The 12,759-nt window shown below is 52.9% G+C and carries 8 protein-coding genes and 1 pseudogene; 1 reads left to right on the forward strand and 8 read right to left on the reverse strand.

Annotation, left to right across the window (positions count from 1 at the left end):
* Positions 1 to 111: 111 nt before the first annotated feature.
* From infB to IDM48_RS08085, 4 genes are all read right to left on the reverse strand, one after another.
* The gene (gene infB, locus IDM48_RS08070) at positions 112 to 3,012 is read right to left on the reverse strand and encodes a translation initiation factor IF-2 (RefSeq protein ID WP_190616876.1); all 2,901 of its coding nucleotides are present in this window, start codon (positions 3,010 to 3,012) and stop codon (positions 112 to 114) included.
* 262 nt (positions 3,013 to 3,274) lie between these two features.
* Positions 3,275 to 3,529 carry a YlxR family protein gene (locus IDM48_RS08075; RefSeq protein WP_145174836.1) on the reverse strand — a complete coding sequence of 85 codons (255 nt, stop codon included), beginning with the start codon at positions 3,527 to 3,529 and terminating at the stop codon, positions 3,275 to 3,277.
* Between the two features lie 129 nt (positions 3,530 to 3,658).
* The gene (gene nusA / locus IDM48_RS08080; RefSeq protein WP_068167938.1) at positions 3,659 to 4,684 is read right to left on the reverse strand and encodes a transcription termination factor NusA; all 1,026 of its coding nucleotides are present in this window, start codon (positions 4,682 to 4,684) and stop codon (positions 3,659 to 3,661) included.
* Positions 4,685 to 4,823: 139 nt separating this feature from the next.
* The gene (locus tag IDM48_RS08085) at positions 4,824 to 5,405 is read right to left on the reverse strand and encodes a ribosome maturation factor RimP (protein ID WP_145174830.1); all 582 of its coding nucleotides are present in this window, start codon (positions 5,403 to 5,405) and stop codon (positions 4,824 to 4,826) included.
* A gap of 163 nt (positions 5,406 to 5,568) precedes the next feature.
* Between IDM48_RS08085 and IDM48_RS08090 the strand changes: the two genes are divergently transcribed.
* A complete protein-coding gene (locus IDM48_RS08090; protein WP_190616878.1) occupies positions 5,569 to 6,381 on the forward strand; it encodes a hypothetical protein in 813 nt (270 codons plus the stop codon).
* A 3-nt stretch (positions 6,382 to 6,384) separates the two neighbouring features.
* On the opposite strand, the pseudogene IDM48_RS08095 reads toward IDM48_RS08090, so the two are convergent.
* From IDM48_RS08095 to IDM48_RS08110, 4 genes and pseudogenes are all read right to left on the reverse strand, one after another.
* A pseudogene (locus IDM48_RS08095) lies at positions 6,385 to 7,175 on the reverse strand (TSUP family transporter).
* 88 nt (positions 7,176 to 7,263) lie between these two features.
* Positions 7,264 to 9,075 carry a proline--tRNA ligase gene (locus IDM48_RS08100; RefSeq protein WP_190616880.1) on the reverse strand — a complete coding sequence of 604 codons (1,812 nt, stop codon included), beginning with the start codon at positions 9,073 to 9,075 and terminating at the stop codon, positions 7,264 to 7,266.
* Between the two features lie 185 nt (positions 9,076 to 9,260).
* Positions 9,261 to 10,670 (reverse strand): hypothetical protein, encoded by a 1,410-nt coding sequence (locus IDM48_RS08105; RefSeq protein WP_190616882.1) that lies wholly within the window; start codon positions 10,668 to 10,670, stop codon positions 9,261 to 9,263.
* A 93-nt stretch (positions 10,671 to 10,763) separates the two neighbouring features.
* A complete protein-coding gene (locus IDM48_RS08110) occupies positions 10,764 to 12,509 on the reverse strand; it encodes an LGFP repeat-containing protein (RefSeq protein WP_190616883.1) in 1,746 nt (581 codons plus the stop codon).
* Positions 12,510 to 12,759: the final 250 nt, after the last annotated feature.

The following is a 12,759-nucleotide window of genomic DNA, read 5'->3' on the forward strand; positions in this document are numbered from 1 at the left end:
AGTTTATCGGGGTTCTGCACTATTTGCAGAAAAATGAGGCGGGGCGCCCAGCAACATAGCCGGGCACCCCGCCCTCTCACTCAACGAGTGTTAGATGATAGACGACGCATCTTAGACGCGGGGCTTCTCCTGAAGCTCCCAAGTCTCAATGATGTCGCCGTCCTTGATGTCGTTGAAGGAGCCGAGTCCAATACCACACTCGTAACCTTCGCGAACCTCAGTGGCGTCGTCCTTGAAGCGGCGCAAGGACTCGATGGTCAGGTTGTCCTGAACCACGTTGCCATCGCGTACCAGGCGTGCCTTGGAATTGCGCTTGATGATGCCTGACTTGACAATCGAACCTGCGATATTACCCCACTTGGAGGAGCGGAATACTTCGCGAATCTCCGCTGAGCCAAGCTCAACTTCTTCGTACTCAGGCTTGAGCATACCCTTGACGGCTGCTTCAATCTCTTCAAGTGCGCGGTAGATGACGGTGTAGAACTTCAGTTCTACGCCTTCACGGTCAGCAAGTTCGGTAACTCGCTCCGCCGGACGAACGTTGAAGCCGATGATGACCGCATTATCAACGGTTGCAAGGTTGACGTCGTTCTGGGTAATCGCACCCACACCACGGTGGATAACGCGAACCTGAACCTCGTCCCCGCCAGCATCAATCTTCATGATGGACTCTTCCAGAGCTTCAACAGCACCGGAAACGTCACCCTTGATGATGAGGTTGAGGGTATCCATGTTGCCCTCAGCCACAGCAGCGTCGAAGGATTCGAGGGTAACGCGCTTGCGGCGCTTAGCCAGCATAGCGTTACGATCGGCAGCCTCACGCTTTTCAGCGATTTGACGGGCGGTACGCTCTTCTTCGGTCGAGATAAAGGTATCGCCTGCACGAGGAACGGTAGAAAGACCCAGAACCTGCACGGGGCGTGAAGGACCAGCTTCTTGTACAGCGTTCCCGTTTTCATCGAACATCGCACGAACACGACCGTGTGCCACACCGGCCACGATAGCGTCACCAATATGCAAGGTACCGGACTGAACCAAGACGGTGGAAACCGCGCCGCGACCCTTATCCAAGTTAGCTTCAATGGCAACGCCACGAGCTTCCTTGTTGGGGTTAGCGGTGAGCTCTAGAGCACCGTCTGCGGTGAGGCAGATAGCTTCAAGAAGCTCGTCAATGTTCAGACCCTGGCGTGCAGAGACATCCACGAACATGGTGTCGCCACCGTATTCTTCAGGAATTAGACCGTATTCGGTGAGCTGACCACGAATCTTATCGGGGCTAGCGCCTTCCTTATCAATCTTGTTGACTGCGACAACAATCGGAACCTCAGCGGCCTTGGCGTGGTTCAGTGCTTCAACGGTCTGTGGCATAACGCCATCGTCCGCTGCAACAACCAGAACAGCGATGTCAGTGACCTTGGCACCGCGGGCACGCATAGCGGTAAACGCCTCGTGACCGGGAGTATCAATGAAGGTTAGAGCGCGCTCTTCGCCTTCTACCTCGGTACGGATTTGGTAAGCACCGATGTGCTGGGTAATACCGCCGGCTTCGCCTTCAATAACGTTGGTGTTACGGATAGCGTCCAGCAAACGAGTCTTACCGTGGTCAACGTGACCCATAACGGTTACAACAGGAGGACGAATCTCTAGGACATCGTCATCTTCTCCTTCAGCTTCAGCATCCAAGTTGATGTCGAAGGATTCGAAGAGTTCGCGCTCTTCGTCCTCAGGTGAAACAACCTGAACCTTGTAACCCAGTTCAGCACCGAGGAGCTCGAAAGTTTCCTCATCCAGTGACTGAGTCTGAGTTGCCATTTCGCCGAGGTGGAATAGCACGGTAATCAACGATGCGGGGTTTGCATTAATCTTCTCAGCAAAATCCATAATCGAAGCACCGCGACGCAAGCGAATAAGAGTTTCTCCGTCACCGCGAGGAACTACTACGCCACCTACTGTGGGTGCCTGGATCTGATCTTGATCCCTACGGTTCTGCTTCTTCTTCTTGCCTCGACGTCCGCCGCCGCGACCGAAAGCACCCTGGGCGTTACCGCGACCGCCGCCGGGGCCACCGCGACCAGGGCCACGGTTGAATCCGCCCCCGCCTCCGCGGCGAGGACCATTGCCACCGCCAGCGTTGCCACCGCGACCGGGTGCACCGGCTGCAGGAGCTGCCATCTTGGCAGGCATCATGTTAGGTGAAGGACGGTTTCCGCCGCCCCCTGCATTTGCAGGACGAGGTGCGTTGTTACCTGCGGGACGGGGTCCGCCCTGACCTGCGTTAGCAGGACGCTGGTTACGACCGCCACCTGCGGGACGAGGGCCACCGTTGCCACCTGCGGGACGAGGACCGCCCTGACCGCCACCTGCGGGACGAGGGCCGCCACCGCGCTGATTACGACCGGCAGGACGGGGTCCGCCCTGACCTCGTTCGCCGCGCTCATTACGCTTGCCCATACCCTGCTGGGATGAAAAAGGATTATTTCCGGGGCGAGGACCTGGTTTAGCGCCAGGCTTGGGTGCGCCAGAAGGCTTAGGTGCTGCTGCGCCTGGTTTAGGAGCTGCGGCGCCTGGCTTAGGTGCGGAAGGAGCAGAAGATTCGTTCCGGTTCATGCCCTGCTGCGTAGAGAAGGGGTTGTTACCGGGACGAGGTCCACTAGCTTTCTGAGCCGGCTTAGTTTCTGCCTGCTGGGTTGCAGGCTTCGCAGTTGGTTTGGCACCGGGCTTCGGTGCGTTGCCGGGCTTGGGCGCAGCGGCTCCGGGCTTTGCAACGCCGGGCTTGGGTGCGCCAGAAGGCTTAGGTGCGGAGCCCTTGGGCTCTGCTGCCTTTGCCTGGTTTTCTGCAGGCTTTTCCCCTGCAGCTTGAGGGAACGCTGAACGTAGTTTCTTTTCTACGGGCGGTTCCACGGTAGATGATGGACCTTTGACGAATTCGCCAAGTTCCTGAAGCTTACCGATAGCTTCTTTAGAAGTAATTCCCAACTCTTTTGCGAGTTGGTGAACGCGGGGCTTAGCCACATTTCTCCTGTCCTGGTTCGCACCAGGACGGCGCGAACCTTTAATACTTGAAGAGAGTAAACCGGCTTCGAGGATTGAAGCTAGCTACTTTTTTGCCTGTGTGAGAGCACAACAAAGTACTCATCGTGCGGCACTCATAGAGTTTCCATCAGTTTTCTGACTCGCTTTCGCATAAGAAGTCGTCAAACTAGTTGACTTACATATTGGTTCGCCTTGACCTGTTTGGCATGTGACCGCTCAGGCTAGAACCGGTTATACAGCACTATGCTGTCATCACCAGTTCCTGAGGCTGTACTCGGGAACGGAACGCCCTGTGAAAAGCTCCCTTGCGGTGAGCTTTGCTCAGACATTCGGAGTCGGGATGAATCCAAGCTCCACGCCCGGGTTTGTTCTTTTCATCATCAAACACTGCAAAAGGAAGAGGTTCCCCTGCGCGCTTTTCGCAGACGATGCGAACAAGTTGATGGGGTGAGTCTTTGACTCTGCATCCGATACACGTACGGAGGGAATCAAGCATGGTACCCTCCTTAGGCGTAACTGGACGAAGGGCGCACAAAAGCGCGAAACGTCCATCTCAGACTGAAAAGTCGAACTAGACTATGTTCCAGTTTAGCCCCGAAGGAGGGGTTGAGCGCAACTAAGTGAGTTAGTTCGCATTATCCTCGGAGGGTTCCGTCATCCGACCTGCCTCTTCCATTGCCTGGTTAAAGCGAGATTCAGAGAGAATATCGATGCGCCAACCGGTGAGTTTTGCTGCCAGACGAGCGTTCTGACCTTCTTTGCCAATAGCAAGAGACAGCTGATCGTCGGGAACCACAGCACGAGCAGAGTATGAACGCTGATCCGTGACCGTCACGCTCTTAACCTTTGAAGGAGAAAGAGCCGCAGCAATGAACTCAGTGGGGTCATCCGAGTAATCGACAATATCGATTTTCTCGTTGTTCAATTCGCTCATGACTGCGCGTACACGCGAACCCATTTCACCAATGCATGAGCCCTTAGGGTTGATGCCGGGTTTAGTTGCCATGACCGAAATCTTGGTACGATGACCCGCTTCACGAGCAATGGACATGATCTCTACCGAACCATCTTGGATTTCAGGTACTTCGTGTTCGAAAAGACGGCGAACCAAGTTGGGGTGGGTTCGGGAAAGTTGCACTGAAGGACCTTTAGGTCCGCGACGAGCCTCCAAAAGATAGGCACGCACGCGCGAACCGTGCGGGTAACGTTCACCGGGAACCTGCTCAGAAGACGGCAGAACAGCCTCCACCGTGCCTAAATCAACGTGAACCATACGGGGATTCGGACCCTGCTGAACCACACCGGTTACTAGTTGACCTTCGCGATCCTTGTATTCACCCAACAAATGTGAATCTTCTGCGTCGCGCAGGCGCTGGTAGATGACCTGACGAGCGGTCGATGCGGCGATACGCCCAAAGTTATTGGGGGTGTCGTCGAATTCGCCTATCTGCTCATCATCATCATCGAGCTCAGGAGCCCAAATAGTGACCGCGCCAGTCTTACGGTCAATCTCAGCACGTGATTCTCTAATCGCGCCGGGCTGTTTCTGGTACGCCAGCAACAGAGCGCTCTCAATCATCGGAATGAGTTCCTCAATTGAAATGTCTCGCTCTTTTTCCAGCAGTCGCAGGTTGCTCAGATCGATATCCATAGCCGGCCTTTCCGTGTAGAACAGGGCCGGGACACTTGCGGTGTCCCGGCTCCGTCGATGTGTTCAATTCACGCGAGCTTTCCCGCACAAAACATCTTGTCGATTAATACGTCTTGGAGTAAGTCTAGCGAACTTAGACCTAGTGGTTGAACTCAATCTCTACATTTGCGCTAGAAATTGAATCCCAAGGCAAGGTTTCTTGGTCTTTATAAGACTCCGGTTGCCCCTTTTTCGTCTGCTTTTTGCGGCGGATTTTGACGCCTTCCTCTAGGACTTCGTCTAAGCGAGCGAGGAAGGGCTCACCGTCGGTCAGTTCAATATTGAGCAGGCGGTTTAGGGATCGTTTCCAATGCCGACGCTCGGTCAGGGCGCGCGTAGCGCCAGGTGAAGAGACCTCTAACAGGTAGGGTTCTTCACCGTCATTAGCTTGATCGAGTACTGCTGAAATGCCCTGGGAAACTTCGGCAATGGTGTCGAGGGAGAGGAAGTCGGTGCGTTCTTCGGTGTAGTCAATCACGATTTCTAAGGTGCGGTTCTTGCCGGAACCTTTAGCGTTCAGCGACTCTAGTACGCATCCGAACTCTTCGATGACGGGAACAATTGCGGTGCGGATTTCTTCGGTGTTGATAAAGGGCTTGCGGGGTGTACTGGTTTGGATACCTGCCGCTGCGCGTTCAGCCGCGCGTCGTTCACGGGAATTCAGCTCTGTTTTCTTTGCCATGAATTACTTTCTCTAGGGAAGTAGTTGATAGTTGTATATTCTTCGTGCTTAACGGTAGCGAATGAGCTGCGGTTGTGCATTGTTTTTTCTCTGGAAGCGTGCTCGGGGGCTGCTACGAACCTGTGCGAAGATAGAGAGGGTTCTGTTGGTTGAGAAGAGGTGCATGATGAAAACATCGACGGGTATATCCATGCTTGCAGCGGTAGGGATCCTTGGTTTGGATACTTGGGGGTATAGCTCGGCTCAGCAGACTGAAAATGTGGAAACACAGCTTGCTCCCCAGGTTCGTATGGTGCAGACTCTGCAATCTATTCAAGACAACTCTGCGCAGGCATCCATCGATCAACTGATAGAGAAGCAATTGGAGCAGGTGCCTGAAAGCGCCCATGAACTGAGCTCCACTGAAACATCAGAAGTACCGGACTTTTCCCTCACGTCCGGAGTTGATGAGCTCTGGAATATCGCCGTCGATGATTCGACGGACGCCGCAGACCGCGCTCAAGCACTCACTTTCGCCCAGCAGCTCTGGCATGCGGGTAGTGCAGAGAAATTAGTTAAAGGCTCACCAGAGTTTGTCGAAACTGTGCATATCAGCTGTGATTCTCCGAATCATGCTGAATCTGCCCCGGACAGTGTGCAGGATACCTTGGCATCTGCCCATGCCTATCTTTATGCAGCACAAGTTATTGACGCCCGTTCCCCTGAGCCGGAGGACAACGTCGATGAAAAACGCATATCCGATGCGCTTGCTCAAGCCGAAAAGTGGGAGCAAAATCTTTCGGAGGCAACTTCTTGTAATTTTCAGGTCCCCGCCCAGCAACCTGCTTATGACTTCGATGAAGCGCACGCTGCAGATTCTTTGAAATCTCTTCAGAACAATGTAAAAACGAACGCTCAGGCGGTTTGGGCTGATTCCGCTGTGCCTACTGACTCGCCCATCTTCGGGGAGTCGGTGAAACTTTCGTTTGGAGAGTAGTTCCTAGAAGAAAAGTGCTCTGCCCCAAAGATCCCACGCCATTGTAAGAATCAATGCAGAAACTACCCCCATCATCATCACTCGAATGAACTTATTCCCCCGCGCTATGGCTGTTCGTGCACCCAGGTAGCCACCGCAAAGATTTGCCGATCCCAGCAGAAGTCCCAATGACCAAACCTGGTACCCGGCAAGCGCAAAGAAAATCAACGCTCCAAGGTTAGTCGCAAGATTGATAATTTTTGTTTGAGCAGTTGCCAGCAAAAAGTTGTATCCCAGAAGACTAATCAAGGCAATCATCAAAAATGAGCCGGTGCCCGGTCCGAGTAGCCCGTCGTAGAACCCAATCACCACGCCGATACCCAAAGCTGTGAGAATATGCCGAGCCCCCCCGTATGTTTGAGTTGCTGCAACTCCCCCAGATTCGGTTTGAAAACAGTAAACAGCAGAACCCCCACCAGTGCGCAGACAATAATGGGTTTGAAAAGGGTTGTAGGGATATGGGTTGCAACTATTGCCCCTCCCATACTCGCAAAAAATGCCACGACGGCGGTAGGTAGCGAAGTTTTGAGATCGTTGGAAGTCCGCCGGTAATAGGTGGTGGCGCTGGCAGCTGTTCCAAAAACTGAGCCCAGTTTATTGACCGCTAACGCCTGGTAGGGAGTGAGTCCAGGTACAAGCATCAGCGCCGGTAGCTGAACCAAACCTCCACCGCCAACTACCGCGTCGACCCAGCCAGCAGAGAAACCCGCGCACACCATTAAAATCAAGGTCATTGGATCCATTGATTCAAACATGAGGGGGCTCCTTCACTAGCCCACGAAGCAAAAGTTCTCCGCGCCCTCATTTTCAGTTCCCTTTTTTCAGGTCGCGGAGATACTTCTTTTATTTATTTACTTCTCGCACAATTTCTTCTGCAGCGGACTCGACGGCAATATCCCGAGCCTCGCCAGAACGGCGATCTTTCAGCTCTAGCTTGCCGTCCTTGAAACCACGCCCTACCACAACGATGGTAGGAACGCCCAGCAATTCGGCATCGCCAAACTTCACACCGGGAGATGCCTTGGGGCGATCATCGAACATTACGTCAAGACCGGCTGCAGATAATTCTTCCACTAGCTTTTCAGCGTATTCGGTAATGTCTGCGCCCTTGCCGGTAGCTACCACATGAACGTCTGCAGGGGCTAGATTTCGAGGCCAGATTAGGCCCTTATCGTCATGGTTTCCTTCAGCAATCGCTGCGAGCGCACGGGTAACACCCACACCGTAAGACCCCATGGTGACAGTCTGCAACTTGCCGTTTTGGTCTAGAACCTTGAGCCCCAGAGCTTCTGCATATTTGCGGCCCAGCTGGAAGATGTGCCCCATTTCGATGCCGCGGGCTGCAATGAGAGGTCCCGAACCGTCGGGAGCGGGATCACCTTCTCGAACTTCACAGGCCTCAATCACGCCGTCGGCCTCAAAATCGCGTTCGAAGACGAGGTTGTACACATGCTTCTCAGCTTCGTTAGCACCGGTAATCCATGTCGAACCGGAGACTACACGGGGGTCAACAAAGTATGGGATTTCGGTCTCTGATTCGGTGCCAAGCAGTTTTGCATCGAGAGAGAGACCGGGGCCAATATACCCCTTGACCAGCTGGGGGAATTTTTTGAAGTCTTCCTCGGTGGCTGCTTCTACCTCAACTTCGCCGCCAATACCGAGCAATACGCCCACGTTCACTTCGACGCGGCCCATGTCGACCGCGCGGTCGCCAGGCACGCCAATGGCAACAAGCTGGCGGGTGCCATCGGGGTGAATGACTGCGATAACAACGTTTTTCAGGGTATCTGCAGCGGTCCATTGCCCCTCTGATTTGGGGTGAAGCGCATTGGACTGTTCTACCAGAGTCTCGATGGTGGGTGAGTCTGGAGTTACCTCGATGGACGCCGCGGGGGTGTTACTGGCATCGATAGGTTCAGGCACTACGGTTGTGACTGCTTCAACGTTTGCCGCGTATCCACCTTCCGACCGCACAAAAGTATCTTCGCCGACAGGCGTGGGGTGCAAGAACTCTTCCGAGCGGGAGCCACCCATAGCACCAGATTGTGCCTTCACGATGGCGATTTCTAAGCCAAGACGCTCAAATATACGCTGGTAAGCCCCTCGGTGGGCGAAATACGCTTCTTCCAAACCGGCGTCGTCAATGTTGAAGGAGTAGGAATCCTTCATAATGAATTCACGACCGCGGAGCAGTCCGGCACGAGGACGCGCTTCGTCGCGGTACTTGGTCTGAATCTGGTAGAGATAGACCGGCAAATCTTTGTAGGAGCTATAAAGGTCCTTGACCAAAAGGGTGAACATCTCTTCATGGGTAGGAGCCAAAAGCATGTCAGTGCCGCGGCGATCCTGCAGGCGGAAAAGATTATCGCCGTACTCGGTCCAGCGGTTGGTCGCCTCATAGGGTTCACGGGGCAAAAGAGCAGGAAAATGAACTTCCTGTGCACCAATCGCGTTCATTTCTTCGCGCACTATGTTCTCAACTTTGTTGAGCACCTTAAGACCCAGCGGCAACCAGGTATAAATGCCGGGGGCAGCACGACGAATGTACCCGGCGCGAACCAGCAGTTTGTGGCTGGCGACCTCGGCATCTACCGGATCATCGCGCAGAGTGCGCAAAAAGAGTTGTGAAAGGCGAGTAGTTGCCACCTGAATCATCCGTTTCTCTTGGGGTTCTCCCCCAGCACGCAGGCTAGAGGCATTTTGTTTTATTCTACTGTCTCACGGCATGCACAACAGAAAAAGTAAAAAAGAGCGGTGCGCACCCTCTAGAAAGGATGCACACCGCTCTAAGACGCGACCATTAAGCTAAATCAGCACATCAGACGTCGAGAGATAATCCCCTACCAGTTGAAGAACGCCTGAGCTTCAGGATTTAACGTAATTTCTGCCTCATAGGTTGGATTGACGAGCTTACTATCTGGCATGAGCCATTTGATAGATCCATGCTCAAATTGCTGCGTTTGGTATTTGAGGCCGCCTTCTTCCACAATTTTTGCCTCAGCAACAGGCACGCCCAAAGCGCTCACCTTACTAGGCTCAAGATTCCAATCGCCTTGGTACCACTGCTGAGCTTGCGTCCAAGATCCACGACCCACTATGGATTCTTGATATCCCAGCCATTCCGAGCGATAGGCTTTAGCTCCTGTTACAGGAGTGTGATCTGCGTTAGCTTTGATGATGTACATGGCACGGGCATCTGTGACGAAAAGGGCACCGCCCTCTTCACCGGGTAGCCCTGGCATATCTGAGTAGGAAGCCTTGGACCAGTCGATGGAATTAATATCAAGCGGGGTATAAGGAACTTCGTGGTCAATCACGTAGTCCTCAACAGGCTGCCAGGTCTTTGTTCCATCTGCATTGACAACATACTGGGAGTGCTGCACGCTGACGGAGCGCTCGCCATAGGCTTGAAGTGCGAACTCATTGACTGCTGACTCACCGAAGATGCTGACATAGCCCATATCGCTGTCGCCGCCGTCAGGGGAAAATGAGATGATAAGCCCGCCATAATACGAAGGGTTCTTGATGTATTCGGTATAAACCGGTCCTTCAAGTATTCCGCTGTTTCCGATCTGCTGGTCGTAAAGGAAAACGCGTCCTTTATATCCTACAGCTACTGCGTAGTAACGACCGTCAGTGACGATAATGTCTTCAGCCGTAACGGTAGAGTCAAAGGATTTATGCACCATATCAAGAACTTTGGCTTTGGTTGCAGCTTCGTTGTCTGCTGCTGGCTTGGCATCAAAGCATGCCTTGGCTGTGCCTCGCGTTTGCAACCATTTCTTACCTTCGACTGAGTTCAAATCAATGGATGAACCCGCAGTCGCCTTGGTGCCACCGACGACGACGAGGTGGCGGGTCTTGCCGTCAAAAGTTGTTACCGATGGACCACAATAAGTGTTATTCCAGGCGTCACCTTCGAGGGCGCCAACCACACCGATACCGCCTGCTTTTTCATATGCCTGAGCACGATCGGCACCGGTAATAGCTTTGACGCCGGTGGATGAACCCCAGGTAATAACAGACTTTTCAAAAATCTGCTCGCAGCCTTTACCCTTAACGCATTTCTCCGGCGATAATGGCTGGCCGTATTTGGCAGGGTCTGTTTTCCAGAGTTTGGTGATACCAGCGTTGGGGTTCATGTAGACACTCGGAGTAGGGGCCGCCTGAGCCACACTGGGTAGTAGCGCGACGAGAGCAGTCGCAGAAAGAAGCGAGACGCCCCATTTGTTGGATGAAAATTTCATCATTTTTCCTCTTCGTTGAGTTTTAGGGGAAGTGCAACAGGAATCCTTCTTCCCATTGCACTTCTTATAGGAATAGCCCGAGAGCTTCCCGGATTATTAGCCAAGACGCGAGTCATAAATTTTTTGTGTTTCAGCGTCCAAAGTGACAACAGCATCCTTAGCCGCAGCATCCCCTACTGGCACTTCCCATTTAATGGAACCGTGTTCAAACTTCTGAATCTGGTAGGTAACGCCGTTTTCTACAACGGTTTTACCATCCTCAAGAGGAACACCTAGGAAAGCGTGAGGAGCGGTATCTCCTGAAGGGGTGGGGTTAGACCAGGCGGAGAAATCATTGTAGGTAAAGCGTCCGTCAAAGGGATAGAAGTAACCTAACCAATCAGAACGGTATGCGGCTGCCCCCGCTTTGGGAGTCCCATCTGCATTTGCTTTGATAATAATGGATGATGCTGGACCGTCTTGATAGAAGAGCGCTCCACCTGCCTCGTTGGGAAGACCCGGCAACTCGTAATAGTGTGCCTTGCTCCAGTCGACCTTGGCGGGATCGGTGGGAATCCAAACAGGTTCACGGTCGATATGCTCTGTGACTCTAGTCCCATCTGCATTCTCAACGGTGTAATACACGGACTGAGTCTTTTCTCCCCCAGCCCAGGCAGATTTACCATCGGCGGTAGTGAAAAGGGAGACTGCCCCGTTATAGAGGGGACCTCCACGTCCATCGCCGTATACTTCGGTCCCATCCCAAGTACCAAAATGGCTAGGGTTCTGCAGAAATTCGTCGTAGACGCGGTTGTCCATCACTCCAAACTCTCCTGATTGGGAGTCATAGATAAAGGCAAAGGCTTCACCTTTTTCTGCGTAGAGGTGATTACCGATTGGTACAAGATTTCCTGTGTAACCGTCTGCAGGAATATCAAGGCGTTGTCCAATGATCTTAGAGTAGGCTTTGGCACCCTCTAGGGAAATATGAATCGAGTGTTCTCCGGTAGCGGGGTTATACGTCACGGTGCCACCCTCAAACTGCTGGGTGTACGCTTTGTCCTGCCAGGCAGGCTGGGCAACAGGCATACCGAGAGCAGCTACTGGATCAAACGCAGTATTTTGGTACGCCCGCTCCCAGTTATTCCAATAGATATTGGTCTTGGCGAACAGGGGCACCTCATAAACAGTTGCACCAGCTTTTGGCTTCAAGTTGGCATCTGCTGCGACGACGTATGAGGTGGTGTCTGTGCGGAAGGTGAGGCGGCCGCCGTTCCACTCATGGCTTGCTTTGGACCAGTCAATATTTGTGGGGATTTGGTTATTTTCACCGGGAGCAGGAGGAGTAACTACCGAGGTAAAGCACTTCTTGGATGTAGCGCGATCCTTAATCCACTGTTTGCCTTCGACCGAGTTCAAATCGATAGAAGAACCAATAGTTGCTTTATCTCCACCCACGACGACGAGGTGGCGGGTTTTACCGTCAAAGGTAGTAACTGAAGGGCCACAGAAAGCGTTATTCCAGGCGTCGCCCTCTAGAGCACCAACCGTACCAATTCCGCCAGCCTTCTCAAACGCCTGAGCACGCTCTGCGCCGGTCAGCGCCTTGACACCGTTGCGGGAATTCCAGGTGATAACAGACTTTTCAAAAACCTGTTCACAACCTTTTCCTTTAACGCATTTCTCTGGTGAAACAGGATTACCGTACTTGGCAGGGTCAGTTTTCCAGAGCTTCGTAATACCAGCATTTGGGTTCATATAAATGGTTGAGGATTCGGCAGCTTGAGCTGCTCCGGGAGCCAAGCTGATCAAGAAAGTAGCCGAAAGAAGGGTAGCGCCCAGTGTGCGTTGTTTTTTACCCATGAGTAATCTCCTCTAAAAGTGCATCTATGTATGTAGGGATGTGCGAAAGACGCGGCTAAAGCAGGTAAAAATGCCTGTCAGCCGACTCTTAAAAGAATTACGGAAAATAAAGCTTTCACTCAGATATTACTCAGAGTTTTGAAAATTTGTCCCTACATCTGTGGGCTAAGGCGCAAAAATACCTGTGACTAGGGGAAATTATGCTAACCCCGTTTGACCCACAACTCGCATCCCCCCTCTGACAAGGGGA

The sequence above is a fragment of the Rothia amarae genome, assembly GCF_014705945.2.
In the GTDB taxonomy this organism is placed as follows: Bacteria; Actinomycetota; Actinomycetes; order Actinomycetales; family Micrococcaceae; genus Rothia; species Rothia amarae.

What these genes read in the sequence shown, in the direction of transcription:
- IDM48_RS08105 (WP_190616882.1), bottom strand. Translation starts at nt 10,670, where the DNA reads ATGATGAAATTTTCATCCAACAAATGGGGCGTCTCGCTTCTTTCTGCG.
- IDM48_RS08110 (WP_190616883.1), bottom strand. Translation starts at nt 12,509, where the DNA reads ATGGGTAAAAAACAACGCACACTGGGCGCTACCCTTCTTTCGGCTACT.
- IDM48_RS08075 (WP_145174836.1), bottom strand. Translation starts at nt 3,529, where the DNA reads ATGCTTGATTCCCTCCGTACGTGTATCGGATGCAGAGTCAAAGACTCA.
- IDM48_RS08090 (WP_190616878.1), top strand. Translation starts at nt 5,569, where the DNA reads ATGATGAAAACATCGACGGGTATATCCATGCTTGCAGCGGTAGGGATC.
- IDM48_RS08085 (WP_145174830.1), bottom strand. Translation starts at nt 5,405, where the DNA reads ATGGCAAAGAAAACAGAGCTGAATTCCCGTGAACGACGCGCGGCTGAA.
- nusA (WP_068167938.1), bottom strand. Translation starts at nt 4,684, where the DNA reads ATGGATATCGATCTGAGCAACCTGCGACTGCTGGAAAAAGAGCGAGAC.
- IDM48_RS08100 (WP_190616880.1), bottom strand. Translation starts at nt 9,075, where the DNA reads ATGATTCAGGTGGCAACTACTCGCCTTTCACAACTCTTTTTGCGCACT.